The sequence below is a fragment of the Pseudomonas sp. A34-9 genome, assembly GCF_029543085.1.
Classification (GTDB): domain Bacteria; phylum Pseudomonadota; class Gammaproteobacteria; order Pseudomonadales; family Pseudomonadaceae; genus Aquipseudomonas.
The window spans coordinates 1,391,910-1,418,428 of record NZ_CP119967.1; the positions used below are offsets into that span (position 1 = coordinate 1,391,910).

The window sequence follows — 26,519 nt, forward strand, 5'->3', positions numbered from 1 at the left end:
CATGACAAGCGAGCAACAAGCGTTGGCGGACATGCCGATCTGGCTGGTCATCCTCCTCGCCGTAGTGGGCGGGGTGTCCGGCGAAATGTGGCGCGCCGACAAGGAGGGCGCACGCGGCTGGTCATTGCTGCGACGCCTGGCCCTGCGCTCCGGCGCCTGCATGATCTGCGGCGTGTCGGCAATCATGCTGCTGTATGCCGCAGGACTTTCGATCTGGGCGGCCGGCGCATTCGGTTGCCTGACAGCGATGGCAGGTGCTGACGTAGCTATCGGCCTCTATGAACGTTGGGCTGCCAAGCGCATTGGTGTCTGCGAAGTACCGTCGCGCGATTCCCCCACCGATAAATGATCCTCTCGAAGAGAACTATTGACGATGAATGACGAAGATCTGGCCGCAATCAACAGGCTGGTCGCGGCGCTGCAAGTTCAGACTGACGGCCAGGCAGCGCTGAATGCTTCTATCCGATTATTGGCGCAGAGCAATCAGGCTCTGGTGGATCTGATCAAGAGTCGGGAGCCAGATCCGAATGCGCCTCCCTACCTTGATGGTACGCCTGCGCCCTGATCCACCTCGTGTCTTTCAGGTCGTCCCCAAACCAAGCAACACAACCCACCCCGCCTTTGCGGGTTTTTTATGTTCATTGGAGAACGTTATATGTCGATCCTCACCCAAGGTACGCAAATTTTCGCCTTGGTGCCGCCAACTACCGGTACCGGTCCTCACACTGTTCTGGAAATTGAACACGCCACGTCTTTTGATCCGGGTGGTGCTCCAGCGGAACAGATTGAGGACACCAGTCTCGATGCTGAGGCGCGCACCTATAAAAAAGGTCTGCGTACCCCTGGTACCGCCAGTCTGGGCCTCAACGCCGATCCTACCAATGCCAGTCACATTCGCCTGCATAAACTCTCCGAAACCGATGGCGACACCGGTATCAAATGGGTGGTGGGTTGGTCTGATGGCAAGGGTGTAGTGCCCACCGTGAATACTCAAGGCAATGACTTTGAGCTACCAACGACCCGTACCTGGTTTTCGTTCGACGGTTATGTGTCGGACTTCCCATTCAATTTCGCGCTGAATGCTGTGGTCACGACCACTGTCACGATTCAACGCACCGGCGGTTCCGCCTGGATCAAGAAAGCCTGAGAGACGTCATGAACCTCAAACAACTTAAAGCCAAGGGCGGCATCGTCGATGCTCAGCTCGTCCGCAAAGATGTGAGCTGGACGCATCTGGACAGCAAATCGGGCAAGGAAGTAACGGATACCTTCACTTTGCATATTCGCCGACAGTCGTTTGGCGTCATCGAGCGGCTGTTTGCTCAAGGCGAAAACGAGCAGAGCCGAAATGCGAGCTACATCGCCGCTTCGGTGTCTTTGGGGGCCGAGGGCACGGAAGCGCTCTCCTACGACGATGCCTACAGTCTTGAGCCCGCCCTGGGCTTTCTGATGCTAAATGCAGTCAATGAGGTGAATGGCACGGGTGGTCACGCAGCAAAAAACTGACTGCCGCCGATGAGTTCTGGCACGAGTTGGTGCTTAACGGAATCGGCGGCCGGACGATTGTCGAAGCCAAGGAGCGCATGACCTACCATGAAGCCCTGGCGTGGGGTCGCTATATCGATCGATATGGTTCGCTTCATACCGGTAGGCGGCTGGAGGCGGGTAGTGCGATGGTCGCGCTACAGACTCACCGGCTGGGCGGTGGCCTCGCAGAACTGCTGGACTTCATGCCCCATGAGCAGCGTCGGGGGCTCTCCCTTGAACGCGCGATTGAGCAATGGCGATAGGCAGACAACTACATGACCCGTTTCGGCGGGTTTTTTTATAGCCCGGAGAAATGCACATGGCAGTTACTTCCTCAGCGGGTTTGACGCCGAACCTGGACGGCCTTGAACAAGCCTGGACTCAGGCGTCACGTATCACTGAACAAAAGCTGCGCCAGATGCAAAAGCAGATCGAGGACGCAGCAAAGAAAATCGGCGTGACGTTGCATACGTCAGCCAGCTCGATTGCCCAAGCCAATATCGCTACTTATGTCGATGTTCAGGAGCAAGCCAGTAAGCAAGTCAACTATTCAAACGACTTCGACAAGTTGCGGCGCGATGGCTCATTGGCTGCCGCACTCGTTGGAATGGGCTCACGGGAAGGTGAGCGTGCGAAAGCGTTGAGTGAAATCGACCAGAAATATGCAGTCTCGCGAAAAGCGCTGGATACTCCTGTGTCTGGAGGTGTTGCGCCTCAAGACAGTGCCGACTACGGCACTCGACTGGCGGCGTTGAAGTCCGATCACGACTCAATGACTCTTCAGGTTCAAAGCAACTATGAGTCGATGACCGAAGCTCAGGGCAATTGGATCAATGGGGCCACTTCGGCCTGGGATGATTACCTGACCAGCTCCAACAATGTTGCAGCCAAATCCAAGGCAGTGTTTACCAACGCGTTCAACACCATGGGCGATGCGGTGTCGACATTTGCGCTGACAGGCAAGTTTTCGTTTTCCGATTTTGCCAAATCGGTGCTTGGAGACATGGCCAAGCTGGCCGCTCAAACAGCGATGTCCAAAGGTCTGAGTTCGTTGTTCGGTCTGGTCGGAACGGCGGCGACGTCGCTGTTTGGTGGTGGTAGCGCACCTGGGGTGACGACCGCCAGAGTAGGGGCGGACACCACCATCTTCAACCCGGCTTTATCGCTTGGTTCGGATTTCAGATACACCGGATTCGCCAAGGGGGGGGCCTTTACAAACGGCGTTGCCACGGGGCCGATCCTGGCGCCGATGGCCATGTTCGGCGAAGCCGGAGCAGAAGCAATCATGCCGCTCAGTCGAGGTTCCGATGGCTCCCTCGGCGTGCAGGTGCAGGGTGGCGCATTGGGCGGTCACAGCAACCATCAGGTAGTCATCCAGCAAACAATCAATGTGGGTGACAGTACGGGGGGGAGCGTAGCAGGCGACATGAACTCGCAAACCGTCGCCAAGGCCTACGCTGGTGCCGCCAAACTGGGTGCCGCCGAACAGATTGCTCGTGACCTTAAACCGGGTGGGCAGATCTGGTCCGCCATCAACGGCCGCTGAAGATCAGCGGCTGCAACCACTCACGCCCGGAGAAAACATGAGCACGGAAACGTTCAGCTGGCTTCCAAAAGTAGAGCCTGTAGGCAATGTCGAGTTTCGCCTCAAGTCGGCGAAGTTTGGCGATGGCTACCAACAAGTGGCCGAAGACGGCATCAACAACAAAACACAATCCTGGCCGCTGACCTTCGTCGGTGACGAGGTGCGGATCAAATCCATTGTGCAGTTTCTTGATCGTCACGCCGGAGCCGCGCCTTTTTACTGGACGGCACCGTTGAGCGAGCCGGCCCTCTATCGCTGCAAAGGTTATCAACCGACTCCGATGGGAGCAGGTCTCTATACCTTGGTAGCCACCTTCGAGCAGGCATTTCACCCGTAAATCGGGATACGCCTGACGCCAAAAAACCACCCTGCCTTGCGCGGGGTTTTCTTTGCCCGGAGATTTAAATGTCCATTACTGCAGATATCCAGGCGCTGGAACCGGGTGCCTGGGTCGAGCTGTTTGAGCTCGATGCCACCAGCCTCGGAGCCGAGTTATATCGCTTCCACGGCTATCCACAGCAAGCCTCGATTTTCTGGCAAGGCCTCGAGTATTCACCCTGGCCCATTCAGGCCGAAGGCTTTGAAATGACCGGGCAGGGCACACAACCGACTCCATCGCTTTCGGTTGGTAACGTCGGTGGTTTCATCACTGCTCTGATGTTGTATTTCGATGATCTGGTCGGGGCGCGGTTGATCCGTCATCGCACGTTGGGCAAGTACCTCGATGGTCAGCCTGAAGCCGATCCCGAAGAAGAACTGCCGCCAGATGTCTGGTACATCGAACGCAAAGTCAGTGAAGACAACGAAGTGGTGAAGTTCGAACTCGCCAGTGCACTGGACTTCAACGGCGTACAACTGCCGCGTCGGCAAATCGTTGCCAATGTCTGCTGGTGGCTCAGTTGTGGCGGATATCGCGGTCCGTACTGCGGCTACAACGGCGGCCCTGTGGCGGATGCCAATGATGTGATCGTCAGCGACGCGGCCAAGGACAAGTGCGGTGGACGCCTGAGCAGCTGCAAGCTGCGTTTTGGCGAAAACAATCCACTGCCATACGGCTCGTTTCCGGCGGCGGGTCTGATTCGGAGCTGATCATGAACAAGACCACGCTGGCGGCCATCGAGCGTCATGCCATCGCGCAGTATCCCGACGAATGCTGCGGTTTGCTGATTCGCGAGGGGCGCAGACAACGTTATGTGCCCTGCCGCAATACTGCGACGACGCCCAGTGAACACTTTCGTCTGGCACCACAAGACTTCGCCGCGGCCGAGGAGTGCGGCGAGATCATCGCCGTCGTTCACAGCCATCCGGATTATCCGGCGACGGCCAGTGAGGCAGACCGGGTCTCTTGTGAAGCCTCTGGGTTACCGTGGCACATTCTCGAAGTACGCAAGGATGATGAAGGGCAAGTTCACAAGGGTGAACTGGTCACCATCACACCCAGTGGATATCTGGCGCCCTTGATTGGGCGCGCATTCGTCCACGGTGTACATGATTGCCTGAGCATCATTCTTGACTATTACCGAAGGGAAATGGGTATCGAACTCGGTGACTATGACCGCGAGGACGGCTGGTGGGACAAGGGCGAAAATCTTTATCTGGAGAACCTGCCCGCCGCTGGTTTTGAACAGGTCAGCCAATTGCAGCAGGGCGACATCGTGCTGATGCAGATTCGTTCGCCGGTGCCCAATCATGCCGCCATTTATCTTGAAGATGGCGTACTCAAGACTGATCCCGATCGCTTCCCCGCGCCCGGTTCAATCTTGCATCACCTTTATGGCCGAGACAGCCGGCGCGATACCTATGGCGGATACTGGACAGAAGTGACGGTGAGCTGTTGGCGGCATCAATCGAAAATTTCTCATCACCAGCCCCCTGACTCACTGACTGAAACCTGACTGGAGGTCTTCTCCTGGAGCTGTGAAATGCATCAGCAAAAACTTAGGACTATTCGCCTTTATGGCACCTTGGGTGCCAGCTTTGGTCGCGTGCACCGGCTGGCTGTGAACAACGCCGCGGAAGCCATTCATGCCTTGTGCATTCTCGTTCCGGGATTTGAGCGCTTTCTGATGGAGTCCAGGGACCGCGGGCTTACGTACTCTGTTTTCCTGGGGCGCGACAACATCGGTCATGACCGGCTCAAAGCGCCAAGTGGCACGATGGATATTCGTATTGCGCCAGTGGTTATTGGCAGCAAGCGAGCGGGCTCATTGCAGACGGTTGTCGGAGTCGTATTGATCGCTGCAGCAACATTTTTCACCAGTGGTTTTGCAGGCATTGCCGCTGGCGGTACCTGGGGTGCAGTGGGGTCTGTAGGGATATCCATGGTGATTGGTGGCGTCATGCAAATGCTTTCTCCACAAGCCAAAGGGCTGGGGGCCCAGGACGGCCCTGCCAATCGAGCCAGCTACAGTTTCAATGGCCCCGCCAATACCAGTGCTCAAGGTAACCCTGTAGGTCTGCTTTACGGCCAGGCCATTGTCGGCAGCGCAGTGATCAGTGCCGGGATCTACGCGCAGGATCAACTGTAGCGAGCGGATTTTTTACTGCCGGAGAAATCTATGGCAATGCAACCAGATCAACAAAAAATTCAGACCGTCCTGCTATCCGGATCTCTGGCGCGATTGTTTGGGCGTGAGCATCGCGTGACGACTTCCGGCGGGTTTCGGGATGTCATGGGCTACTTCAAGCAGTTCCAGGGTTTCGAAAGGTACATGAACGAAAGCGCTGGCAAAGGGCTTCGGTTTGCACTGTTCAATGGTCGAGAAAATATTTCGCAAGATGAACTGGCTAAGCCGACCGGCAAAGAGGTGCTGCGAATTGTGCCCGTCATCGCAGGATCCAAGCGCGCGGGATCACTTCAAACCATTGTTGGCAGTGTGATGATTGCTGCCGCATTCGTGCTGTCGTTTACGCCGTTCGCCGGTGCATCGCCATTTCTGTACCAGATGGGAACCGCAATGGTGATCGGTGGCGTTTTACAAATGCTGTCCCCCCAAGCCAAGGGGCTGGGGGCTCAGGACAGCCCCGCCAATCGGGCCAGTTACAGCTTCAACGGCCCGGTCAACACCAGCGCACAAGGTAATCCGGTAGGTCTGCTGTATGGCCAGTTGGTCGTCGGCAGTTCCGTGATCAGCGCTGGTATTTACGCGCAGGATCAACTCTAGCGTTCGATCTTTTATTGACGTCCACCCAACCCGCCCTGTGCGGGTTTTATTTCGCCTGAAGGAAAGCCATGACTGACCTCACTCTCGCTGGCAGCAAAGGTGGCGGCGCCAAGCCGCGCCCCTCCGTGGAGGCGCCAGACAGCCTGCAAAGCACTGCTTACGCTCGTATCCTCGATCTCGTCAGCGAGGGCGAGATTGTCGGTCTGAAAAATGATGCCCGCTCGGTGTTTCTGGACGAAACACCGCTGGCCAACGACGACGGTAGCCTGAACTTCAACGGCGTCACGCTGGATGTTCGTACCGGTAGCCAGGATCAGGGACATATCCCCGGTTTTCCCGCAGTGGAAAACGAGACGGTGGCAGCGGTCGAGTTGCGTAGTGATCAACCGTGGACCAAGGCCTTTTCCAACCTGCAACTGTCAGCTGTGCGGATTCGTCTGGCGGTGGCGCGACTGGCGCAGACCAATACCAGCAACGGCGACACTAACGGTTATACAGTCAAATACGCGATCGATCTGGCCACCGATGGCGGTGCCTTCGTCGAGGTACTGGCGTCTGCGTTCAGTGGCAAAACCACCACCAAGTACGAGCGATCGCACCGCATCGATCTGCCTTCGGCCAAAAGCGGTTGGACGGTGCGAGTACGCCGTTTGACCCCTAACTCCACCAGCGGCGCCATTGCCGACACCACCAGTGTCGAATCGAGTACGGAGGTGATCGACGCCAAGCTGCGCTATCCCGGCTCGGCGATCATCGGTTTGCAATTTGATGCCTCGCAGTTCCAGTCGATTCCGTCGCGTTCGTTCGAATTGCTGGGGCGGATCATTCGAGTGCCGAGCAACTACGACCCGCTGAGCCGTACGTACAGCGGTATTTGGGACGGCACGTTCAAATCGGCCTGGACCGACAACCCGGCGTGGATTTACTACGATCTGCTGCTGCATCCGCGTTATGGCCTGGGCCATTTGCTCAATGCCGGTCAGGTCGATAAATGGGAGCTGTACCGCATCGGTCAGTATTGCGACCAGCCTGTCTCCGACGGCAAGGGCGGGACTGAACCGCGCTTCACCTGCAACCTGTATTTGTCGGTGCGCGCGGATGCACTGAAGGTTTTGCAGGATCTGGCTACCACTTTTCGTGGCATGTCTTATTGGGGGGCGGGCTCGGTCATGGCGGTGGCCGACATGCCGGAAGATCCGGTGTACACCTACTCCAACGGCAACGTCATTGACGGCAAGTTCGTGTATGGCGGGTCGGCGAAAAAGACCCGTTTTACCGTGGCACTGGTCAGTTGGAATGATCCGACGGACTTCTACCGGCAGAAGGTTCAGTACGTCGATGATGCTGACGGTATCGCCCGCTATGGTGTACAGCAGACGGAGATCACTGCTACCGGTTGCACGTCTCATGCCCAGGCCCAGCGCATTGGTAAATGGGCACTGCTGACCAATCGCCTGGAAACTGAAAGTGTCACTTTCTCGGTCGGTCTGGACGGGACGCTCGCGCGTCCTGGACAAATTATCCGCGTGGCTGACAACGACCGCGCCGGGCGACGGATTGGTGGTCGCCTGCGTGGTGCAACACTCGATACGCTGACCCTGGATGCACACGTGACCGCCGAAGCAGGCGATACGCTCACCCTGGTGATGCCGACCGGCAAAGCCGTTTCACGCGTGATCAAGTCAGTGAGCATCAGCGACGAGGCTCAGCGAGTGATCCTGGCTCAGCCATTGAGCGAGTTGCCGCCGGCGCAGTCGATGTGGGCCATTGATTCCGCTTCCCTAGCCGCACAGCAATTTCGAGTGTTGTCGATTGCCGAAGACTTCACCGACACTGAAATCAAGTACAGCATCAGCGCAGTCAAACATGTGCCGAGCAAGTACGGCGCGATCGACAACGGCTCCCGTATCGAGCGCCCCCCTGTCACGGTCATACCGCCAGGCGTTCAGACGCCGCCGACTTCAGTCACGATCAGTAATAACCACTTCGTCGATCAAGGCAGTGCAGTCGGTGTGATGACCATCGAGTGGGCGCGTCCGGCCAACGCTATCGCTTATGAGGTGTACTGGCGCAAGAACGACAGCGAATGGGTGTTCGCAGGCCGTACCGGCGGAGCGTCGATGGAGGTGCGTGGTATTTATGCTGGCCGTTACGTGGCCAAGGTTCGGGCGATCAACGCGCTGGACATCGGCTCGGTCTATGCGACTTCAATTGAAACGCAACTTTCCGGGAAAACCACGCCACCGCCTTCAGTGACTTTCCTCAAGGCTGACAGCCTGCTGTTCGGTATCGGCCTGAAGTGGGAGTTTCCCGCGGGCGCTGAAGACACGCAGCGAACCGAAATCTGGTACGGGCCAACGGCAAATCTTGAAGCCGCTACCAAGCTGGCCGACCTGGCGTATCCGCAAAGTGATTACACGATGCAGAGCCTGTTGGCCGGTTCGTCGTTCTTCTTCTGGGCGAGGCTGGTTGACCGCACGGGCAATATCGGACCGTGGTATCCGACCGGTAATGGCGTGCTGGGGCAGGCCAGTTCCGAAGCCGGGCCGATTCTTGACCTGCTCGCTGGAAAAGTTTCGCAGACGGAATTGGGCAAAGACCTGCTTACCGAGATCGAGAAAATTCCGGGATTGCAGAATCAGATTGATTCGCTGGATGAAGCTTACGACTCGGCCAAGACCTATGCGAAATACGCAATTGTTCGTCTTGGCGATCGTCTGTATCAGGCCAAAGGGCCAGTGCCGATCGACCTGCCGCCACCGAATGCCACTTACTGGGTGGATGTCGGGCAATCGGTCGAGACCGTCAATGGACTTATTCAACAGGTCGGAACAAACACCGCCGATATAAGCAAGATCGACGGCGAAGTAACGGCTCAAGCCGCGGCATTCCAGGCGTTACGAGCATCCTCCCGGGACGACAGTGGTGAAGGTGAACTGGCAGATGCCCTCAAAGGGTGGACCAGTACGGCAGCCATCGCTACGGAAAGCAGTGTCCGGGCTTCCCAGAACGAAGCCACTGCCCAACGCGTTTCTACACTGGAAACAAGCATTGTAGATAACGCGGCAAGTATCCAGTCGCTCGAGAAAGTTGTAACAACCAATAGCTCGGCCACGGCGACGAAGCTTGAACAGTTGAATGTGTCCGTGGGACAAAACACTGCCGCCGTTCAGCAAGCCTCAAGTGCCATTGCCGATACCGATGGCAAGTTATCGACGATTTGGTCGGTGAAGATGGATACGACGGCGGGTGGCCAAAAATATGCTGCGTCGTTTGGTTTGGGGCTGCAGGTCGATCCTTCTGGCGTTTCGTCACAATTCGTCGTGCGCGCCGATACGTTTATGTTATTGAATCTGGCCAACGGAAATCCGGTATCGCCTTTTACCGTGACCGGCGGTCAAACCTTTATTAATGATGCCTTTATCAAAAATGGCTCGATTAATATGTTGAAAATTGGCGATAGCTTGCAGTCGGATAATTATTATCCGGGGACATCTGGATGGAGGCTGACCAAATCCGGTGGCTTTGAAATAAACAGCAGCGTAGCCGGGCAGGGACGAGTCATCATGACTAACAGGTCGCTACGGGTGTTTGATGCCAATAATGTCAAGCGCGTACAACTTGGAGATCTGAGTGAATGAGCTTCGGGATGACGGTATTTGATGCCAATGGTGTACAAACGTTGGGTATGGAAGATTTTACGATTGAAAAACTGGCGCAGATGAACTTGCCCGCCGCGCGCAAGATGGGAAATGGCATCAGGTCTGATTATATTGTGATGGACGTTCCAGGGTATAACCCGGCTACTTGTTTTGTTGTGATTACACCGCGGGTTTATGCTGGGTATAGTCAACCAGGCTATCCGGATTTGTGGGGATACGTACCTACCTATAAGGACCTTGGTGGGACACAGATCGGTATTTTTACATACGTGAACAGGCGGCGACCTACCGGCTATCACAATAACTACGTTGACGAATGGACCGAGCATACAGTCGAGTGCGTAGTCGAAGTCGTGAGGGTATTGTAATGGCGGATTACGGACTTTCAGTGACGAATACGTATGGGGCTGTGGTTATCTCCAGCACCTATAAAGTGATGGTGTTTTCCGAGCGCGGCAGTTTCAGAATACAGTCCAGGTATACCGATCGCGAAGGCAGCGGCGCTGTTACGTTCGTGAGACCGATCCTGACACAGGAAGCTCCACAAGTTTTTTTCAGACATGTAAATGGGTTCCATACATCTCTGGGTGTTTACATCACCATGTTGGGAGGACCTGGGAACTGGACGGGTTTTCTGGTGACATCAGCAGTGCGTAATGGGAGTGATTTACAGAACTATTTGATGGAATATGTCATCTGTAAATTTTCCGATCAGCCCAGTCCACAACGGTATGGCATGAATATCTTTGACGCCCAAGGCCGCATCGTATTTTCTTCCGAAGACAGAGTTGTTCGCTATCACAAATTTGCCAAGTCATGGTCGCTAGTAGTAGGTGACTATGTAGATACATACAAAAGCAACCTTGTCATCGAAGCGGATGATTTCGTGTGTGTTTCGAGTATTGATCGTGGTGTCACGTGGTTTGCTGATGGTTTTGGTTTTGTAGGTATGAGCTTGCTGGATAACAATGTTCCTGTACTGAATATTACTGCACAAAGGGCGGGCGGCGGATACTGGTATTACCAAGGCACAAATGGAACTTGTTTCGGAATCCCGGTGTGTAAGTTTCCATCGTCTAGATATTACAACTAGCTAACTTGAGGAGATCGGTATGCCATGGAGCAAGACCGGAACAGTAAGCGTCACAAATAATTCCAATTCAGTCATCGGCGTCGGGACATCCTTTATCGTTAATGGACGTGTAGGGGATGCGTTCAGAGGCCCTGATGGCAGTTGGTATGAAGTCACCAACATTGCCAGCGATACGGCCATGTCGATTTCGCCGAACTATCAGGGCGTGACTGACGGAGCAGGCGGTTATGCATTGGCGCCGCTGCAAGGCTACGTAAAAGAGTCAGCTGATACGTTGCGGGCTTTGGTCAACACCTACGGTACCAAGCTTGCGGCATTGGGGGCCACCGCTAACTTCGACGTGCTGCCTGTCTCGAAAGGCGGGACTGGCGGCGTGTCACCGGCCGCAGCTCGCGCTGCTCTGGAGCTGGGCAGTGCCGCTTCAGCCACCCTTCAAACCACTTACAGCGACGCCACGGCAGGCCGCGTGATGCAAGTCGGAGCATTTGGGATCGGCGGTGACGCCCCGGTCTACAACGGCAACATCGACGACACCGCAACTGTTCCGGCGGGGCGCTGTTTTGTCATTAACACCGCCACGGGCGTGAAACCGACGGGATCGTCCTACGGTTTGATGGACACCATCAAATACGTCGGTCAGCCGGTTCATCAGGCCTGGCACGAGGTCAACGGCATTGCCGGCGGTGGCACTCTACGGACCTGGGAGCGAGATCAGTACGGTACGGGCGTTTTCGGCCCATGGCGCATGGTTTACCGACAGAACAACATTATCGGCGTCGTTTCGGGTGCCGGTGCACCTACCGGAGCCATTATCGAGCGGGGGGCCAACGCCAACGGTGAGTACACCAAATTCGCCGATGGCACGCTTGTCTGCTGGAAGGTGATTGCTACCAACTCGACGGGTACCTACGCAGTGGGCGCATTGTTCGGTAGTGATGCGTATTCGCCGGGTGCCTATCCTTCAGCATTCGCGTCGATACCTACCGTGACATCGGCAGCGATTGGCAAGGTCTACGCCGACTGTGTAATGGCCAGTGCCTGGATTCCCCCATCGATCGCCAACTGGGGCGCCTGGCGCGCTATGGCAACAACGAACGCAGCCTCGGCTGCGCAAATCAATTTGATCGCAATAGGCAGGTGGTATTGATGAACATTGTTCTGTCTCCGCAACGCAGAGAGGATGCTCTGACGCTGCACAAGTCGGGTGCGCTGATCACGGTAAACGGCGAAACGTTCGATTTTTCGCGGTTGTCCGACGGCGACACGCTACCGCGAACCGCGATCGATTCCGAATGGTTCACGGGTGACGTTTTCCACGAGAACGGCCATTTGACCCTTCACCTGTTGCTGCCGATTCCGGCCGATTACAGTCAGGCTCAAGCGTTTCCTGCCGACCTGATCGATATTCCTGACGGTGACGTGGCATTGCCACAGCCTTTGCCGGAAAAGGAGGTTGAAGTATGAACATCGACTGGTCGCAATTGATCACCAAAGCCATGAAAGATGCGGTGGCTGCCGCAGCACGATTGACCGAAGCTCAAGCACTGCTCAAGAGCAAAAACGAGGGGGCTGCAGCACAGGTCGCTCGCATTCAGGATCGGATCGACACCCTCGGTTACGGCATCGATCTGGGGGAGGCGACGACTGAAGATGAGGCGGAACAGCAAGCACTGCTTGGCAACCTGAAACAGTGGAAAGCCTACAAGTTCAGCTTGGGCAAAGTGAGCACACAAGCTGCCTGGCCCGTGACGCCAGAGTGGCCTGTCCAGCCCGAGGTTCCGGTGATAGTGGTTGACCCGGTCTTGCCGCCGGGCTGACTGGCTTTCTTACAGCTACCTGATCGAGATCGTATTAACCCCCCATACCGCCGATTGCGGTTTTTTTTCGCTTAAAAAAGGACTGCACCATGCCATGGCTTAGAACAGGTACGGTCAATGTCACCAACAATTCGCCCGCGGTCATTGGCCTCAACGTTGATTTCGTGACTAACGTCCGGGTGGGCGACGCCTTCGTCGGACCTGATGGACGACAGTATGAAGTGAGCAATATCGCCAGTCCGGCGATGTTGTCGATCACCCCGGTTTACCAGGGAACGACGGCCAACGCTGCGGCCTATTCGATCATGCCCGTGCAGGGCTATCCCAAGGCACTGGCCGATGCATTCAACAACCTTAACGTTCAGTACGGCCCGAAGCTGGCAGCACTGGGTGACGCGAGTGGTTTCGATGTCCTACCGGTGCGAAATGGCGGCACCGGAGGAGCGGATCTTGTTTCTGCTCGCCAGGGCCTTGGCCTGGGTGCAGTCGCAACCGACACTATTGTGCCCATCGTACGTGGCGGAACCGGCGCGACGGATGCCGCCTCGGCGCGCCAGGCGCTTGGACTCGGTGCTGTGGCCACGGACGCTGTTGTACCGGTGTCACGAGGTGGCACGGGTGGCAACTCCCCGGCCACCGCTCGGTCGGTCCTCGGACTAGGCAGTGCTGCCGTTGCCGCGTTGGTCGGAACGGTCAGCCAGGACAAAGGCGTTCCAACCGGAGCCGTCATTGAGCGCGGCGCCAATGCCAACGGTGAATACGTCAAGTTTGCCGACGGCATGTTGATTTGCACCCTCTACAACAAGGGCGGCGTAGTGTTTAACAACCCGTCCAACATGGGCTTCAACTGGTCTTATCCGATGCCCTTCGTGACGCTGGGATTTGTCATTGGGAATCTGGTTGGAGTATTGGGTGTGACTAGGCCGGTGAGCAGCGTCAGCGCCTACAGCAGAGGGCTCGGTTTTGCCAGCATCTGCGCTTTCAGCCTTGGTCAGTTCGTGCAAGGAGACGAGCTAATAGTCTCCTTTGACTGCTTCGCCATCGGCCGGTGGTTCTAAGCAAAACCCAGACTGATAACTATGGGCTGGGGCACCTCGTTAATCCGGGTTGTGTACAGGCGCTGACCTGCGACCGCCCCCACTCGGTACTTCTCATGAAAATGACCCCTCTGGTCACGCAATTGCGTGCTCAGTGCCCAACGCTGGGCAATCGAATCACCGTGGGCAGTGACGTCGCTGCATTGCAAGCCGATGCGGCGCTGCAAACCCCGTGCGCCAGCATCACGCCCCTAGCCGATCTGGCCAGCAACAGCACCGCACAAAACCTCACCACCCAAGCAATCCGCGACCGCTTCGAAATCGTCCTCGTGCTTGACGCCACCGACGCCACAAAAGCGCTGGATCTGTTGCACGACCTGCGCGCCGAACTGTGGCGCGCACTGGTGGGGTTCAAACCCGATTCCGACTACAGCGCCATCGCCTATGACGGTGGTGAGCTGGTGTCGATCAACAGCAGCCGCGCCTTCTACCGGCTGCGCTTTTTTGCCGAGTTCCAGCTCGGCCGCAATCTGCCGAGTCAGCCTGCGGAGAGTTGGCACGAACGCGAACTGGACGGTTTGTCGTCCTTTACCGGGGCCACCGTGCGGGTCGATGCGATCGACCCGGCCGACCCCAACCTGAAACGCCCGGGCCCCGATGGGCGCGTGGAAATGACTTTCTCTGGAGACGTAACCCCATGAGCAATCGCATCACCGTACTGCCGGCCGCCGGCCGCGTCGTACCTGACCCGGAGGCGGGCGATCTGCTGCCGCTGGAAGGCCGTGAAGTGCTGGACAGCGCCTGGTGGCGCCGACGTCTGGCCGACGGCGATATCACCCTCAAAACCGCACCAGCCAAACAAAAGGGAGCCAAATAATGGCGATCGGATTCAGCAACATCCCCGCGGACATTCGTGTACCGCTGTTCTATGCCGAAATGGACAACTCGGCGGCCAATAGCGCGAGCTCGACCCTGCGTCGTTTGATCGTCGCTCAGGTCAACGACAACATCGCGCCTACTGAAGTCGGCAAACTGGTGTTGGTCTCCAGCGTAGCGCTGGCCAAAAGTATTGGCGGCCAAGGCTCGATGCTTGCCTCGATGTACGAGACCTTCCGCAAGGCCGACCCGATCGGCGAGATCTGGTGCCTGCCGCTGCACAACACCGAAGGCGCCATCGCCAAAGGCGTGCTGACCTTGACTGGCACCGCCACTCAGGCCGGCGTGCTCAATCTGTATGTCGGCGGCGTACGTGTGCAAGCCACCGTGGTCAACGGCGCTACCGCCGCACAAGCAGCCACCGCACTGGCACAGAAAATCAACGCCACTTCCGATCTGCCGGTCAGCGCTGCGGCGGCTGAAGGTGTGGTCACCCTGAACGCCAAATGGACGGGCGACAGCGGTAACGACATCAGCCTGCAATTCAATCGCCTGGGCAAGAGCAATGGCGAAGACACTCCGGCCGGCCTGACCACTGCGGTCACCGCCATGACCGGCGGCGCCGGTGTGCCGGACCAAGTGGCGGCGATTGCCGCACTGGGTGACGAGCCGTTCGAATTCATCGCATTGCCATGGTCCGATCTTTCGACCCTCAACACCTGGCAAGCGGTCATGGATGACAGCACCGGTCGCTGGTCCTGGGCCAAGCAACTGTTCGGTCACGTCTACAGCGCCAAACGCGGCACGGTCGGTACGCTGGTCGCTGCAGGCCAGGCGCGTAACGATCAGCACATGACCATTCAGGCGCTGGAGCCGGGCGTTCCGCAACCGTTCTGGGTACAAGCGGCGGCACTGGCTGCGCGCACCGCGGTGTTCATCTCCGCCGACGCCAGCCGTCCAACGCAAAGCGGCAGCCTGCCGGGTGTCGATCCGGCGCCGGCCAGCGAGCGTTTCACCCTGACCGAGCGTCAGTCGCTGCTCAACTACGGCATCGCCACCGCGTACTACGAAGGCGGTTACGTGCGCATCCAGCGTTCGATCACCACCTATCAGAAGAACGCCTACGGCCAAGCCGACAACTCCTACCTGGACAGCGAAACCATGCACCAGTCGGCGTTCATCGTGCGCCGTCTGCAAAGCGTGATCACCAGCAAGTACGGTCGGCACAAACTGGTCTCCGACGGCACCCGTTTCGGCGCCGGCCAGCCAATCGTGACGCCAGCGACCATCCGCGGCGAGCTGATTGCGCAATACGCCAAGCTCGAACTGGAAGGGCACGTCGAGAACGCCGAGCTGTTCGCCGAGCACCTGATCGTCGAGCGCGACGTGCAGGACCCGAGCCGCGTGAACGTGCTGTTCCCGCCGGATTACATCAACGGTCTGCGCGTGTTCGCACTGCTCAACCAATTCCGTCTGCAGTACGACGACGCGGCTTGATCAGCGCGTTTGACGGCAAGTTTTCAGCCCACCTCGCGTGGGCTTTTTTATTCAAGGGAGTAACACCATGGGTCAACTGATTGCAGGCACCTGCTACGTCAAGGTCGACGGCGCACAACTGACCATCAATGGCGGCTGCGAAGCCCCGCTGATGGCGGTCAAACGCGAAACCGTCGTGCCCGGTTTCTACAAGGAAACCGACATCGCGCCGTCGTTCAAAGTGACCGCGCTGCACACCGCCGACTTCCCGCTGAAGAAGCTGATCGAAGGCACCGACATCACCGTCACCTGCGAATTCAGCAACGGCAAAGTCTACGTGCTGGCCGGTGCGTACCTGGTCGAAGAGCCAGTCTCCAAAGGCGATGACGCCACCATCGAACTGAAATTCGAAGGCATCAAGGGGACCTGGCAATGAGCGGCGCCGTGAAGCTTCAAGTTGCGATCGAAGCTCACGGCGAGCCCCTGACCGAACTCGTCCTGCGCCGTCCGACGGTGCAGGAGGTGCGAGCGATCAAGGCGCTGCCGTACAAGATCGACAAGAGCGAAGAAGTCAGCCTCGACATGGACGTGGCGGCCAAATACATCGCCGTGTGCGCCGGCATTCCGCCGTCGTCGGTCAACCAGTTGGATCTGGCCGACCTCAATGCGCTGAGCTGGGCCGTTGCGAGTTTTTTCATGAGTGCGGCGTCGGCGCCATCACCGACCTGATCGCCGTCGCCTATGACCTGGCCTGGTTCTGGAGGGTTGACCCCGAACAGATGATGGCCAGGCCACTGGATGTGCTCCGCGAATCGCTGGAGCACGCGCAACGGATCAATGCGATGCAGCAGGTGCAGTGATGGCAGACGAAGAGAAAAAAGTGAAAACGCCGGTGCTGATCACGGGCATCGATGAACTGTCGCCCAAACTCGGCGCCCTTCAAGCCAGGGTCGAGGGTTTCAAGAAAAATCTCGAACAGGCTGGCCTCGGCAAACTGGACATCAGCGGTCTGTTCAAGGGCGGCAGCGTGGTCACGCCGTTTGTGGAAGGGATCAAATCGGCGGCGGCGTTTCAGGGCAAATTGACCGAAGTCAGCGACACGGCAAAAGCCGTCGACCTGCCCGCTGCACCGAACGCCGCCGCGCAAAACATGAACGTGTTCAGTGCGTCGATGGAAAAGGTGTCGGCCGCCGTCGATGCCGCACTGGTGCCGGCGGTCGGCGCACTCGTGGTCGGACTGGAACCGATGCTGACCCAGTTCGGCAGCCTGCTCGCCGATAACCCGAAACTGGTCGAAGGCCTGGCGGCGGGGGCAATTGCTTTCTCCGCCATGCAAACCGCCGTCACCGGCATGACCCAAGTGATGGACGTGATGAGCATGGTGCTCAAGACCAATCCGATCATGCTGATCGCGATGGGCATCGCGGTGGCGGCCGGTTTGATTTATGCCAACTGGACGCCGATCAGCGCTTTCTTCAAGGGGCTGTGGGAGGGCGTGAAAAACATGGGGGCGAGTGCGATGGCGACGTTGCGCTCGATCCTCGATTGGCGCCCGCTGGATGCACTGGCGGCCCTGTGGTCACCGATCGCGGGATTTTTCTCCGGGATCTGGGACAAGGTCAAAGCGGTTACCGCTCCGGTGATCGACTTTTTCAAAACGGTTTTCTCATGGACGCCTTACGGCATGATCCTGGAAAACTGGGGGCCGCTGACGGGACTGTTTTCGGCGATCTGGGAATTGCTCAAGGCCTTGAGTGTGCCGGTGATGGCGTTTCTCAGAAACCTGTTTGATTTCTCGCCGATGCAGATGATCAGCAGTGCGTGGGGCGGTGTTGTCACGTACTTCGAACCGATGTTCGCCGGCCTGCGAAAAGTGGCGCAGTCGACTAAAGAGTTCTTCGTTTCGTTGTTCGACTTCTCGCCGATGCAGATGATCACCAGCGCTTGGGGCAGTGTCGTTGCGTACTTCCAGCCGTTGTGGGCGGCACTGCAATCGGCTGTGCAAAGCACCCGAGAGGCTTTGCGGACGTTGTTCGATTTTTTCCCGATGGAAATGATCACCAGCGCCTGGGGCGGTGTCGTTGGATTTTTCGAACCGATCTGGATGGCACTGCAAACGTCAGTGCAACAGGTCAAAGGCTTTTTCACCAGCCTGTTCGAGTGGTCGCCGCTGGAGCAGATTGCGCAGTACTGGCAGCCGATCGGTGAAGTATTTTCGGCGCTGTGGGATGTACTGCTGGCGTTGTCCGCGCCGGTCGTGGATTTTCTGCACACCCTGTTCGAATGGAAACCGCTGGATCAGATCATCGAGAGCTGGGGGCCGATCACCGAGTGGTTCGGCGAGTTGTGGCAAAAACTGCAAACCGTCATCGCGCCGATCAAGGAACTGTTCGACGGTGGTTTCGCCGGACTGATCGCCAAGGTCACCGGCAAGGTCGAAACCCTGACCGAAGCGCAGCGCCAGACCAATGCCGAAGGCAAAGGTGAGTTGGCGCCTGCGTTTTTTGGCGCGACCCCTCAAACGTCGTCCACCGGGGCGTTGCAGGGCGGCTCCTTGCCGCAATCCTCTAGCGCGCTGATCCAGCAAAGCGCCGCCAACAACCGGACACAACTCGAAGGCGGCCTGACGGTGCGCTTCGAAAACGCGCCGGCCGGACTGCGCACCGATCAACCGCAAAGCAATCAACCAGGGCTGGCGCTGTCGTCGCGCATCGGCTATCGCTCGCTATCGGCAGGAGGTTCCAATGAACTGGCGTGACCGTTTGTTGCCGGCATCCTTTCGCGGTGTCGGCTTCTGGATCGATCAGGCGAAAACCCCGGTCGGTCGCAAAGGCCAGTTGCACGAGTATCCGCAACGTGACCTGCCGTACTTCGAAGACCTCGGCCAACAGGCCAGGATTCACGATGTCACGGCATTCATCATCGGTGCCGATTGCCTGGAGCAGCGCGACAAGCTGCTCAAAGCACTTGAAGCAGGCAGCGGTGAACTGGTGCATCCATGGCTCGGACGCCTGCAAGTCAAGGTCGGCGAATGCGACATGACCCACACCCGCCAGGACGGCGGGTTGGTGACCTTTGCGCTGAAGTTCTATCCCGATAAGCCGTTGCCGTTTCCGACCGCCACTGTCAGCACCCAGAAAGTCTTGCTGGCCAAGGCCGACACGTTGCTGGGTTCGGCGGTGGCGCGCTTCGAGCAGGCGATGACGCTGATCAAGGCTGCGCGGATCGGCATTGCCAATCTGCGCAACAGCCTCACCGGGGTTTACGAGGTGATCAAGGAACAGCTCAAACCGTTGATCGAGCAGTACCGGCAGATCACCGAGCTGGTCAAAGCGGTCAAGGAGTTGCCCAAGGAAGTGGCGGCGGAATTCAAGGGTTTGCTCGGCGATATCAAGGAGCTCAAGGAATTCGCGAAGGAGGGCTACCGTGGCGTGATTGCCGACGTCTCCCAACAACTCGAAGCCATCCGCAAGGCTGATGCGCCGAAGATCACCACCGGCAAGGACACCAACGCAGCAGCGCAGGCGATGGCCGATCTGGTGCAGGACACGATGCTGGTCAAAGTGGCGCAGTGGGTTGCGTCGATGCCGGTGGCGAGCCCTGCGGTGAAACTGTCGTCGACCCCTTCGGTGGCTCATCAGGCGGATCAACCGGTGACCCGTCAGGAAGTGCCGGTGACTGATGAGATGAAAGCTCTGCAGAAAGCTGTCGGGGTGGCAATTGATCCGATGCTGGACAAGGCCGACCCCAAGCACCACCAGGCAATCAACGATGTGAAGGAAGCGCTGATTGCGCACCTCAAGGCCGTGGCGTCATCCGGTGTGCGACAGGTCAGTAAATCGTTCCAGGAAAGCCTGCCGGCGCTGGTCGTGGCTTACAAGCAATTTGCCGATGCCACACGGGTGACTGAAGTGACTCAGAGCAACGCGATGAACCATCCGGGCTTTTCACCCAACGACGTGAAAGTGTCCAGGGAGTAGACCATGAGCGAGATGGATAACCGCGTCACGCTGACGGTCAACAACCTGGAATACGGCGGCTGGAAAAGTGTGGAAATCACTGCTGATCTGGAGCGTCAGTTTCGTACCTTCAAACTCGACATCACCTGGCAGTGGCCGGGACAGACTGTCGATCAGCGAATCAAACCCGGCGATCCGTGCGAAGTGAAGATCGGCAACGATCTGGTCCTCACCGGTTACGTGTTCAAGGCGCCGATTCGTTACGACGGCCGGCAGATCAGCCTGAGTATCGAGGGCAGTTCCAGGACTCAGGATCTGGTCGATTGCGCCGCCACCAACCGGCCCAATCAGTGGCAGGAACAACCGTTGCTGAGCATCGTTCAGGCATTGGCGATGGAGTATTCGCTGATGGTGGTCAACCAGATTCCCGAGACCGCGCGACTGGCCAAGCACACGATCGTGCCGGGTGAAACGGTGTTCCAGTCGATCGACCGCTTGCTCTCGCTGTTTCGGGTGTTTTCCACCGATGACGAGCAGGGCCGGCTGGTGCTGGCCAAGCCTGGCAGCGGTGGCCGCGCGAGCGATGCGCTGGAGCTGGGCAAGAACATCTTGTCGGCCAACGCACCGATGGATCAAAGCCAGGTGTTCTCCGAATATCGGGTGATCGGCCAGCAGAAAGGCTCGGACAAGAAGAGCGGGGCGGCGGTCAGTGAGGTTGAATCAACGGCCGCCGATCTGTCTTTCAAACGTCGGCGTACCACGATTATCAACGAGGGCACGGCGCTGACCTTTGAGTTGGCCCAACAACGTGCGCAGTGGGAAAGCGCGACCCGCATGGGCCGGGCGCAGACCACCACCTATCAGGTGCAGGGCTGGCGCCAGTCCAACGGTGACTTGTGGCGCCACAACACGCTGGTGAAGGTCACGGATCCGGTACTCGGATTTGATGGCGACATGCTGATTTCCAAAGTGACGTATTCGCTGTCGGCGCAAGGTTCGGTGACCACGCTGCAAGTGGCGCCGCCGCACACTTTCGATCCCGATCCCACTCCACCGAAAAAAACCTCTTAGGCCCTGAAAAGATCGCAGCCTTCGGCAGCTCCTACAGGTGTACGCCGATCTTATGTAGGAGCTGCCGAAGGCTGCGATCTTTTGACGTCGGCCCGTTTCTTACAGGAACCAAGCATGAGCCTACTGACACGCCTGCTGGCGCGCGGCACTGTCGTGCTCGCCAATTCGGCATCCAAGCTGCAATCGCTACAGATGCGCCTCACCGCCGGCGAAGTGAACGACGACATGGAGCACTTCGAACCTTACGGTTTCACCAGCCACCCGCTGGCCGGCGCCGAAGGTGTCGTCACGTTCATCGGCGGCGACCGTTCCCACGCCATCGCCCTGGTCATTGCCGACCGCCGCTATCGCCTGCAATCGCTCGCTTCAGGTGAAGTGGCGATCTACACCGACGAGGGCGACAGGATTCACTTCAAGCGCGGGCGGATCATCGACATTGAAACCGCCACGCTGAACATTCGCGCCAGCAGTGCGGTGAACTTCGATACACCGGTGATTAACCAGACCGGAAAAATCGTCTCCACCGGCGACCAGATCGCCGGCGGTATCAGCCAGATCAAACACGTGCATGTCGGCGTACAGGCCGGCAACGGCCAGACAGGCGCGCCGGCAGGAGGCCAGTGATGCTGATCAGCCCCAACCTCCATACCGCGCTGACCCGCGCCGTACTCATCAGCCTGTTCACCTGGCGCCGCGCCGCCGATGACGACGCCCTCGACGACGACGAACGCTACGGCTGGTGGGGCGACAGCTTTCCCACCGTCGCCGACGACCGCATCGGCTCGCGGCTGTGGCTGCTGCGCCGGGTCAAGCTGACCCGACAAACGCAGATGGACGCCGAGTTCTATGCCCGCGAAGCCTTGCAGTGGCTGATCGACGACGGCCACTGCAGCGCCATCGACATCATCAGCGAACGCCTCGACGCTCAGCGCCTGAACCTGCGCACGGTCCTGACCCTGGCCGACGGCGAACGTCTGGACATCAACCCCGATAACAGTTGGCAGGTGATCTATGCCGTTTGAAACCCCTTCGCTGCCGGTGCTGATCAAGCGCACCCAAAGCGACCTGGCCGGCGATTCGCTGCGCCAGTCCGATGCGCAAGTGCTGGCCCGTACCCTCGGTGGCGCCGCTTATGGTCTGTACGGTTATCTCGACTGGATTGCCGAGCAGATCCTGCCTGACAAGGCCGATGAATCGACCCTGGAGCGCATCGCCGCACTGCGTTTGAATCAACCGCGCAAACCCGCGCAAGTGGCCAGCGGCAGCGTCGGTTTTACCGCGACCGCCGGTGCGGTGCTGGACGTCGACACGTTGCTGCAATCGAGCGACGGTCGCACCTACAAAGTCACTGCCGCGCGCACCACGGTCAACGGCAGCAACAGCACCACCATTGCGGCGCTTGATGCCGGCAACCTGGGCAATGCCGACGCCGGGCTGGCGCTGACACTGGTGCAGCCGATTGCCGGCGTGATCGGCAACAGTTTTGTCGTGCTGGCGCCGGGGCTCAGCGGCGGCGTGGCGCGGGAAAGTCTGGAGTCACTGCGCTCGCGGGTGATTCGTTCCTACCGCGTCATTCCCCATGGCGGCTCGGCCAGCGACTACGAGACGTGGGCGCTGGAGGTCCCGGGCGTGACCCGCGCGTGGTGCCGTGGCGGCTTGCTCGGTCCGGGCACCGTCGGCGTGTACATCATGCGTGACGACGACCCGCAACCGGTGCCGAACGACGAGCAGTTAGCCGAAGTGCAGGCCTACATCGAGCCATTGCGGCCGGTGACGGCTGAAGTGCATGTGCGTGCGCCGATTCAGGTACCCGTTACCTATCGCCTGAAGTTGACACCCGACACTAGCGCCGTGCGCGCTGCGGTCGAAACCCAACTGCGCGACTTGCACAACCGCGAAGCCGACCTCGGCGAGGATCTGCTGATCAGCCATATTCGCGAAGCCATCAGCAGCGCCGCCGGTGAAACCGACCACGTGCTGACAGCCCCCGTGGCCAACGTCACGGCCAACGACAGCGAACTGTTGACCTTCGGAGGTTGCGTATGGGGGGCATAAGAACCGCCGCGCAATATCAGGCGCAACTGCGTGCCTTGCTGCCCGCGGGTCCCGCTTGGGATCCGGAGCGCGTGCCGGAACTGGAAGAAGTGCTGCAAGGCGTTGCCGTCGAACTGGCACGCCTCGATGCCCGCGCTGCCGACCTGCTCAACGAGATGGATCCGGCCGGCGTCAGCGAACTGGTGCCGGACTGGGAACGGGTGATGAACCTGCCCGACCCGTGCCTGGGGGCCACGCCGCTGTTCGACGACCGCCGCCTCGCCGTACGTCGGCGTTTGCTCGCGGTCGGCAGCCAGGCCGTCGGCTACTACCTCGACATCGCCAAAAGCCAGGGCTACCCCAACGCCAGCATCACCGAACTCGAAGCCCCACGCATGGGCCGCTCGCGTTTCGGCTCGGCGCATTGGGGCACCTGGGAAGCGCAGTTCATGTGGACGCTCAACACCGGCGGCCGCCTGTTGCTCGGCCGGCGTTACGGCGCGAGCTACTGGGGCGAGCGTTTCGGCGTCAATCCGGGCTCGGCGTTGGAGTGCCTGATCCACCGCAGTGCGCCGGCGCATACCAAGGTGCACATCAATTATGACTAGGGGGGAATGACGGGATGGATTATCCGAAAAGTGTGCCCAGTTCCGGGTTGGTGAATGGCAAGTTTGTTGATGAGAACCCGTTGACTGGCACGCCGGGATCGCTGATTCCGGCGACTTGGGGCAATGCCGTAACCGAAGAGTTGCTGAATGTGATTCGCGCGGCAGGGCTGGTGCCCTCTGAGAGTCAGTCCGATCAGTTGCTCAAGGCGCTCAAGAACGTGATGTCTCAGGATGCCTTGCCTTTGGCGGCACTGGCATTCCCGACGGTGGCCACAGCAGACGGACGTATACCGGTGACTGCGGCAACCGGAGCGACGGGTGGAACTGTGTCGGTGCCTGGCGGTGTGCTGGTCAGCCTGTGTGAAGAAGTGTCTGCTGGCATGACCGCCCGCCCGCGTGCGCTGTTCACACCGGTATGGGCATCGTCGGCACTGGATATCAACAGCACGTATTTCCTGCGCATGCAGGTTCGTGATGGAGTGCTGTTTTGCTATACGCAAAAAGGCGTCGATACCGACATTATTCCAGCCGCGATGAAGGGCGGTACCGGGAGCAGCGGCGGTGGTTTTGACTCCACCTGTATCGACATGCTGGTGGCCAAAATCCTCACCACTGGTGCGGGTACGCTGCCCAAACTGACGTTGTTGGCAAACAAGGCGCGGCTTGAGGCTGTCGGGGTCTGGTCGGGTGCCAATGGAAACTACTCGGTGACCTTGAACTGGGCTCGCAAGCCTCGTGCCTACATTGCCGGGATTTTTGACTTTGATGACAACGTCAAAACAGATTACGGCGTGATCAGTGAGGATACCGGTGTCAATTTCGTAGGCACGCAGTTCATGCCGGCGGGTGGGTTTACTGATCGATACACGGGGCGCGTGGCTATTGCGGCGTGGGCACAGAACCTGACGACTTCGGGCCTGATGAACGCACGAGTGCGATGGGAGGTTTGACGATGAAAGCAGTGATTGAAAATGGATTGGTGACCGCGCTTGTGACGGGTGATGTCGATTGCGGCGTTGTGGTACCGGCTGGCACGCCGGTGTCCGCCGGCTGGGTCTACAAGGACGACACCTTCAGTGCGCCAGCCGAGCCTCCAGTGACGCAAGACACTGCAATCCGTTCGGAGCGTCTGTGGCGGACTGCGAGACTGAGTGAATCGGACTGGTTGGTGAGCCGCCACCGCGATGAACTGGATGCTGGATCTGACACCTCTCTGAGCAGCAAGCAATTTTCCAGATTGTTGGCCTACCGCCAGTCACTGCGTGATTGGCCAGGAGCCAACGAAACCGCTGACACAGAGTCTCGCCCGCAACCGCCAAAATGGCTGGCGCGGATATCACTACGGCCACTTTGACGCTTTTTTTGTCGAAGATTCGCAGTCTCCCTTATGTAGCACCCAAGCCCACGTCACCGTGGGCTTTTTATTTTCAGAAACAGACCGCCGCAGGCTCGCACCAGCGATCGCTCCGACGCGGTTCATTTGTTATTTCAGAGGAACAAACGATCTATGGATTATCCCAAAAGCGTCCCCAGCGTCGGCCTGGTCGATGGCCGCTTCGTCGATGAAAACCCGGTGGCGGGTACGCCGGGATCGTTGATTCCAGCGGTGTGGGGCAACAGTGTGACTCAGGAGATTCTGAGTGTGATTACTGGTGGTGGGTTGGTGGCTTCCGAGGCGGATACCAGCCAATTGTTCAAAGCCATTCAATCGATTATTGGCAAATCCAGCCCCATGCGCTCGCAAATCACCCGTATTTCGGCTTCCAAACTACTTGCGGCGCAGGAGCTGGGCTTGATTCTGGTTGATGGCAGCCCGGGCGCGATGACCCTCACGCTTCCCGCTGCGGATGCCAGTCTTGGTGTGTGCGACGTTATTGTTCGCCGTGTGGATAACACGGTTAACCGGTTGGTAGTCCAGGCATCCGGCGGCGACCGGATTAGGTTTCATACACATCTGTCAGCGAACGGCTATCCGTTTCTGGTGCTGATGGGCGGTGGTGACTGGTGGCAGTTGCGCAGTGACGGCGCCGGCAGTTGGTGGCCGGTTGGACGCTTCGACAATACCCCGTTGGGCAGGCCGTCGTTTGAAACCACAATGGCGCTCAATCCCGGCGGTTATGGCCTGCTCAACGGTAACTTTTTCAAGCGTGCGGAATGGCCTTGGCTGTGGGACTTCGCCCAGGCTTCGGGAATCTTGACGACAGAAGCGGCACGATTTACCCGAGAAGGTGCCTGGACCACTGGCGACGGTGCGTCGACCTTTCGAATTCCCGAGGTTCGCGGTGAGTTTCTGCGAGTCCTCGATGAAGCCCGAGGCATAGATATCGGGCGAGTCCCCGGTACCCTGCAGAACCATTCGCTGCAAAGCCATAACCACTTTCTCCCGACCGGAACCGGTTCGTCCTTCCGTCCGGCACCGGCTATTCCTGACACTGTCTGGAGCGTGGGCACTGACGTCAACTTTTCACCGACCAACACGACGGTGGCGACGACCTATCCCAACCCGGCATTCGACTCCGACTCGTACATCGGCAACATCGGCATCTTTTCCGCCGAAACCCGTCCGCGAAACATCGCCCTTCCTGCGCGAATCAAACTGATCTGAGGTGC

The 26,519-nt window shown here is 58.5% G+C and carries 33 protein-coding genes; all 33 read left to right on the forward strand.

Annotation, left to right across the window (positions count from 1 at the left end; translation table 11 throughout):
- Position 1 precedes the first annotated feature (1 nt).
- Positions 2–349 carry a phage holin family protein gene (locus tag P3G59_RS06040; RefSeq protein ID WP_277760836.1) on the forward strand — a complete coding sequence of 116 codons (348 nt, stop codon included), beginning with the start codon at positions 2–4 and terminating at the stop codon, positions 347–349.
- A 24-nt stretch (positions 350–373) separates the two neighbouring features.
- Positions 374–565, forward strand: a complete 192-nt coding sequence (locus tag P3G59_RS06045) for a hypothetical protein (RefSeq protein WP_277760837.1) — start codon at positions 374–376, stop codon at positions 563–565.
- Positions 566–655: 90 nt separating this feature from the next.
- A complete protein-coding gene (locus P3G59_RS06050; RefSeq protein WP_277760838.1) occupies positions 656–1,147 on the forward strand; it encodes a phage tail tube protein in 492 nt (163 codons plus the stop codon).
- 8 nt (positions 1,148–1,155) lie between these two features.
- Positions 1,156–1,506: a phage tail assembly chaperone family protein, TAC gene (locus P3G59_RS06055; RefSeq protein ID WP_186622071.1), complete on the forward strand. Its 351-nt coding sequence runs from the start codon at positions 1,156–1,158 to the stop codon at positions 1,504–1,506.
- Between the two features lie 29 nt (positions 1,507–1,535).
- Positions 1,536–1,790 (forward strand): hypothetical protein, encoded by a 255-nt coding sequence (locus P3G59_RS06060; protein WP_277760840.1) that lies wholly within the window; start codon positions 1,536–1,538, stop codon positions 1,788–1,790.
- Positions 1,791–1,846: 56 nt separating this feature from the next.
- Positions 1,847–3,073: a phage tail tape measure protein gene (locus P3G59_RS06065; protein ID WP_277760841.1), complete on the forward strand. Its 1,227-nt coding sequence runs from the start codon at positions 1,847–1,849 to the stop codon at positions 3,071–3,073.
- 37 nt (positions 3,074–3,110) lie between these two features.
- The gene (locus P3G59_RS06070; protein WP_277760842.1) at positions 3,111–3,449 is read left to right on the forward strand and encodes a phage tail protein; all 339 of its coding nucleotides are present in this window, start codon (positions 3,111–3,113) and stop codon (positions 3,447–3,449) included.
- Between the two features lie 68 nt (positions 3,450–3,517).
- A complete protein-coding gene (locus tag P3G59_RS06075) occupies positions 3,518–4,201 on the forward strand; it encodes a phage minor tail protein L (protein ID WP_277760843.1) in 684 nt (227 codons plus the stop codon).
- Positions 4,202–4,203: 2 nt separating this feature from the next.
- Positions 4,204–5,007 carry a Mov34/MPN/PAD-1 family protein gene (locus tag P3G59_RS06080; RefSeq protein ID WP_277760844.1) on the forward strand — a complete coding sequence of 268 codons (804 nt, stop codon included), beginning with the start codon at positions 4,204–4,206 and terminating at the stop codon, positions 5,005–5,007.
- Between the two features lie 27 nt (positions 5,008–5,034).
- Positions 5,035–5,640, forward strand: a complete 606-nt coding sequence (locus P3G59_RS06085; protein ID WP_277760845.1) for a tail assembly protein — start codon at positions 5,035–5,037, stop codon at positions 5,638–5,640.
- A gap of 30 nt (positions 5,641–5,670) precedes the next feature.
- Positions 5,671–6,276, forward strand: a complete 606-nt coding sequence (locus tag P3G59_RS06090; RefSeq protein WP_277760846.1) for a tail assembly protein — start codon at positions 5,671–5,673, stop codon at positions 6,274–6,276.
- A gap of 68 nt (positions 6,277–6,344) precedes the next feature.
- Positions 6,345–9,917, forward strand: a complete 3,573-nt coding sequence (locus P3G59_RS06095; protein ID WP_277760847.1) for a phage tail protein — start codon at positions 6,345–6,347, stop codon at positions 9,915–9,917.
- 8 nt (positions 9,918–9,925) lie between these two features.
- Positions 9,926–10,306, forward strand: coding sequence for a hypothetical protein (locus tag P3G59_RS06100; protein WP_277760848.1), 381 nt, complete (start codon positions 9,926–9,928; stop codon positions 10,304–10,306).
- Complete coding sequence (locus tag P3G59_RS06105) at positions 10,306–11,031, forward strand: hypothetical protein (protein WP_277760849.1); 726 nt, start codon at positions 10,306–10,308, stop codon at positions 11,029–11,031. Before P3G59_RS06100 ends, P3G59_RS06105 begins: the two co-directional genes overlap by 1 nt.
- A 19-nt stretch (positions 11,032–11,050) precedes the next feature.
- Positions 11,051–12,178, forward strand: coding sequence for a phage tail protein (locus P3G59_RS06110; protein WP_277760851.1), 1,128 nt, complete (start codon positions 11,051–11,053; stop codon positions 12,176–12,178).
- Positions 12,178–12,495: a hypothetical protein gene (locus tag P3G59_RS06115; protein ID WP_277760852.1), complete on the forward strand. Its 318-nt coding sequence runs from the start codon at positions 12,178–12,180 to the stop codon at positions 12,493–12,495. The genes P3G59_RS06110 and P3G59_RS06115 overlap by 1 nt, the downstream gene beginning before the upstream one ends.
- Positions 12,492–12,848, forward strand: a complete 357-nt coding sequence (locus tag P3G59_RS06120; RefSeq protein WP_277760853.1) for a phage tail protein — start codon at positions 12,492–12,494, stop codon at positions 12,846–12,848. Before P3G59_RS06115 ends, P3G59_RS06120 begins: the two co-directional genes overlap by 4 nt.
- 89 nt (positions 12,849–12,937) lie before the next feature.
- The gene (locus tag P3G59_RS06125; protein ID WP_277760854.1) at positions 12,938–13,906 is read left to right on the forward strand and encodes a hypothetical protein; all 969 of its coding nucleotides are present in this window, start codon (positions 12,938–12,940) and stop codon (positions 13,904–13,906) included.
- A 95-nt stretch (positions 13,907–14,001) separates the two neighbouring features.
- Complete coding sequence (locus P3G59_RS06130; RefSeq protein WP_277760855.1) at positions 14,002–14,586, forward strand: hypothetical protein; 585 nt, start codon at positions 14,002–14,004, stop codon at positions 14,584–14,586.
- A complete protein-coding gene (locus P3G59_RS06135; RefSeq protein ID WP_034154909.1) occupies positions 14,583–14,762 on the forward strand; it encodes a DUF2635 domain-containing protein in 180 nt (59 codons plus the stop codon). Before P3G59_RS06130 ends, P3G59_RS06135 begins: the two co-directional genes overlap by 4 nt.
- Positions 14,762–16,258 (forward strand): phage tail sheath subtilisin-like domain-containing protein, encoded by a 1,497-nt coding sequence (locus P3G59_RS06140; RefSeq protein ID WP_277760856.1) that lies wholly within the window; start codon positions 14,762–14,764, stop codon positions 16,256–16,258. The genes P3G59_RS06135 and P3G59_RS06140 overlap by 1 nt, the downstream gene beginning before the upstream one ends.
- Before the next feature lie 67 nt (positions 16,259–16,325).
- The gene (locus P3G59_RS06145) at positions 16,326–16,673 is read left to right on the forward strand and encodes a phage tail tube protein (protein ID WP_007908779.1); all 348 of its coding nucleotides are present in this window, start codon (positions 16,326–16,328) and stop codon (positions 16,671–16,673) included.
- Positions 16,670–16,966, forward strand: coding sequence for a phage tail assembly protein (locus P3G59_RS06150; RefSeq protein ID WP_007908778.1), 297 nt, complete (start codon positions 16,670–16,672; stop codon positions 16,964–16,966). The genes P3G59_RS06145 and P3G59_RS06150 overlap by 4 nt, the downstream gene beginning before the upstream one ends.
- Positions 16,967–17,096: 130 nt before the next feature.
- The gene (locus P3G59_RS06155; RefSeq protein WP_277760857.1) at positions 17,097–18,995 is read left to right on the forward strand and encodes a phage tail protein; all 1,899 of its coding nucleotides are present in this window, start codon (positions 17,097–17,099) and stop codon (positions 18,993–18,995) included.
- A complete protein-coding gene (locus tag P3G59_RS06160; protein WP_277760858.1) occupies positions 18,982–20,217 on the forward strand; it encodes a DNA circularization N-terminal domain-containing protein in 1,236 nt (411 codons plus the stop codon). Before P3G59_RS06155 ends, P3G59_RS06160 begins: the two co-directional genes overlap by 14 nt.
- 3 nt (positions 20,218–20,220) lie before the next feature.
- A complete protein-coding gene (locus P3G59_RS06165; RefSeq protein ID WP_277760859.1) occupies positions 20,221–21,267 on the forward strand; it encodes a phage baseplate assembly protein in 1,047 nt (348 codons plus the stop codon).
- Between the two features lie 114 nt (positions 21,268–21,381).
- On the forward strand, positions 21,382–21,891 hold the full coding sequence (locus P3G59_RS06170) for a phage baseplate assembly protein (RefSeq protein ID WP_277760860.1): 510 nt from the start codon (positions 21,382–21,384) through the stop codon (positions 21,889–21,891).
- A complete protein-coding gene (locus tag P3G59_RS06175; protein ID WP_277760861.1) occupies positions 21,891–22,289 on the forward strand; it encodes a phage GP46 family protein in 399 nt (132 codons plus the stop codon). Before P3G59_RS06170 ends, P3G59_RS06175 begins: the two co-directional genes overlap by 1 nt.
- On the forward strand, positions 22,279–23,322 hold the full coding sequence (locus P3G59_RS06180) for a baseplate J/gp47 family protein (protein ID WP_277760862.1): 1,044 nt from the start codon (positions 22,279–22,281) through the stop codon (positions 23,320–23,322). The genes P3G59_RS06175 and P3G59_RS06180 overlap by 11 nt, the downstream gene beginning before the upstream one ends.
- Positions 23,310–23,909 carry a putative phage tail protein gene (locus tag P3G59_RS06185; RefSeq protein WP_277760863.1) on the forward strand — a complete coding sequence of 200 codons (600 nt, stop codon included), beginning with the start codon at positions 23,310–23,312 and terminating at the stop codon, positions 23,907–23,909. The genes P3G59_RS06180 and P3G59_RS06185 overlap by 13 nt, the downstream gene beginning before the upstream one ends.
- Positions 23,910–23,923: 14 nt before the next feature.
- On the forward strand, positions 23,924–24,859 hold the full coding sequence (locus P3G59_RS06190; protein WP_277760864.1) for a hypothetical protein: 936 nt from the start codon (positions 23,924–23,926) through the stop codon (positions 24,857–24,859).
- Between the two features lie 2 nt (positions 24,860–24,861).
- Positions 24,862–25,263 carry a phage tail assembly chaperone gene (locus tag P3G59_RS06195; RefSeq protein ID WP_277760865.1) on the forward strand — a complete coding sequence of 134 codons (402 nt, stop codon included), beginning with the start codon at positions 24,862–24,864 and terminating at the stop codon, positions 25,261–25,263.
- 153 nt (positions 25,264–25,416) lie between these two features.
- Complete coding sequence (locus P3G59_RS06200) at positions 25,417–26,514, forward strand: phage tail protein (RefSeq protein WP_277760866.1); 1,098 nt, start codon at positions 25,417–25,419, stop codon at positions 26,512–26,514.
- Positions 26,515–26,519 lie beyond the last annotated feature (5 nt).

What these genes read in the sequence shown, in the direction of transcription:
- P3G59_RS06100 (WP_277760848.1), top strand. Translation starts at nt 9,926, where the DNA reads ATGACGGTATTTGATGCCAATGGTGTACAAACGTTGGGTATGGAAGAT.
- P3G59_RS06150 (WP_007908778.1), top strand. Translation starts at nt 16,670, where the DNA reads ATGAGCGGCGCCGTGAAGCTTCAAGTTGCGATCGAAGCTCACGGCGAG.
- P3G59_RS06055 (WP_186622071.1), top strand. Translation starts at nt 1,156, where the DNA reads ATGAACCTCAAACAACTTAAAGCCAAGGGCGGCATCGTCGATGCTCAG.
- P3G59_RS06065 (WP_277760841.1), top strand. Translation starts at nt 1,847, where the DNA reads ATGGCAGTTACTTCCTCAGCGGGTTTGACGCCGAACCTGGACGGCCTT.
- P3G59_RS06170 (WP_277760860.1), top strand. Translation starts at nt 21,382, where the DNA reads ATGAGCCTACTGACACGCCTGCTGGCGCGCGGCACTGTCGTGCTCGCC.
- P3G59_RS06160 (WP_277760858.1), top strand. Translation starts at nt 18,982, where the DNA reads ATGAACTGGCGTGACCGTTTGTTGCCGGCATCCTTTCGCGGTGTCGGC.
- P3G59_RS06165 (WP_277760859.1), top strand. Translation starts at nt 20,221, where the DNA reads ATGAGCGAGATGGATAACCGCGTCACGCTGACGGTCAACAACCTGGAA.
- P3G59_RS06040 (WP_277760836.1), top strand. Translation starts at nt 2, where the DNA reads ATGACAAGCGAGCAACAAGCGTTGGCGGACATGCCGATCTGGCTGGTC.
- P3G59_RS06195 (WP_277760865.1), top strand. Translation starts at nt 24,862, where the DNA reads ATGAAAGCAGTGATTGAAAATGGATTGGTGACCGCGCTTGTGACGGGT.
- P3G59_RS06175 (WP_277760861.1), top strand. Translation starts at nt 21,891, where the DNA reads ATGCTGATCAGCCCCAACCTCCATACCGCGCTGACCCGCGCCGTACTC.
- P3G59_RS06090 (WP_277760846.1), top strand. Translation starts at nt 5,671, where the DNA reads ATGGCAATGCAACCAGATCAACAAAAAATTCAGACCGTCCTGCTATCC.
- P3G59_RS06075 (WP_277760843.1), top strand. Translation starts at nt 3,518, where the DNA reads ATGTCCATTACTGCAGATATCCAGGCGCTGGAACCGGGTGCCTGGGTC.
- P3G59_RS06190 (WP_277760864.1), top strand. Translation starts at nt 23,924, where the DNA reads ATGGATTATCCGAAAAGTGTGCCCAGTTCCGGGTTGGTGAATGGCAAG.
- P3G59_RS06110 (WP_277760851.1), top strand. Translation starts at nt 11,051, where the DNA reads ATGCCATGGAGCAAGACCGGAACAGTAAGCGTCACAAATAATTCCAAT.
- P3G59_RS06080 (WP_277760844.1), top strand. Translation starts at nt 4,204, where the DNA reads ATGAACAAGACCACGCTGGCGGCCATCGAGCGTCATGCCATCGCGCAG.
- P3G59_RS06135 (WP_034154909.1), top strand. Translation starts at nt 14,583, where the DNA reads ATGAGCAATCGCATCACCGTACTGCCGGCCGCCGGCCGCGTCGTACCT.
- P3G59_RS06155 (WP_277760857.1), top strand. Translation starts at nt 17,097, where the DNA reads ATGGCAGACGAAGAGAAAAAAGTGAAAACGCCGGTGCTGATCACGGGC.
- P3G59_RS06130 (WP_277760855.1), top strand. Translation starts at nt 14,002, where the DNA reads ATGAAAATGACCCCTCTGGTCACGCAATTGCGTGCTCAGTGCCCAACG.
- P3G59_RS06070 (WP_277760842.1), top strand. Translation starts at nt 3,111, where the DNA reads ATGAGCACGGAAACGTTCAGCTGGCTTCCAAAAGTAGAGCCTGTAGGC.
- P3G59_RS06200 (WP_277760866.1), top strand. Translation starts at nt 25,417, where the DNA reads ATGGATTATCCCAAAAGCGTCCCCAGCGTCGGCCTGGTCGATGGCCGC.
- P3G59_RS06140 (WP_277760856.1), top strand. Translation starts at nt 14,762, where the DNA reads ATGGCGATCGGATTCAGCAACATCCCCGCGGACATTCGTGTACCGCTG.
- P3G59_RS06115 (WP_277760852.1), top strand. Translation starts at nt 12,178, where the DNA reads ATGAACATTGTTCTGTCTCCGCAACGCAGAGAGGATGCTCTGACGCTG.
- P3G59_RS06125 (WP_277760854.1), top strand. Translation starts at nt 12,938, where the DNA reads ATGCCATGGCTTAGAACAGGTACGGTCAATGTCACCAACAATTCGCCC.
- P3G59_RS06120 (WP_277760853.1), top strand. Translation starts at nt 12,492, where the DNA reads ATGAACATCGACTGGTCGCAATTGATCACCAAAGCCATGAAAGATGCG.
- P3G59_RS06145 (WP_007908779.1), top strand. Translation starts at nt 16,326, where the DNA reads ATGGGTCAACTGATTGCAGGCACCTGCTACGTCAAGGTCGACGGCGCA.
- P3G59_RS06085 (WP_277760845.1), top strand. Translation starts at nt 5,035, where the DNA reads ATGCATCAGCAAAAACTTAGGACTATTCGCCTTTATGGCACCTTGGGT.
- P3G59_RS06050 (WP_277760838.1), top strand. Translation starts at nt 656, where the DNA reads ATGTCGATCCTCACCCAAGGTACGCAAATTTTCGCCTTGGTGCCGCCA.
- P3G59_RS06095 (WP_277760847.1), top strand. Translation starts at nt 6,345, where the DNA reads ATGACTGACCTCACTCTCGCTGGCAGCAAAGGTGGCGGCGCCAAGCCG.
- P3G59_RS06105 (WP_277760849.1), top strand. Translation starts at nt 10,306, where the DNA reads ATGGCGGATTACGGACTTTCAGTGACGAATACGTATGGGGCTGTGGTT.
- P3G59_RS06180 (WP_277760862.1), top strand. Translation starts at nt 22,279, where the DNA reads ATGCCGTTTGAAACCCCTTCGCTGCCGGTGCTGATCAAGCGCACCCAA.
- P3G59_RS06185 (WP_277760863.1), top strand. Translation starts at nt 23,310, where the DNA reads ATGGGGGGCATAAGAACCGCCGCGCAATATCAGGCGCAACTGCGTGCC.
- P3G59_RS06045 (WP_277760837.1), top strand. Translation starts at nt 374, where the DNA reads ATGAATGACGAAGATCTGGCCGCAATCAACAGGCTGGTCGCGGCGCTG.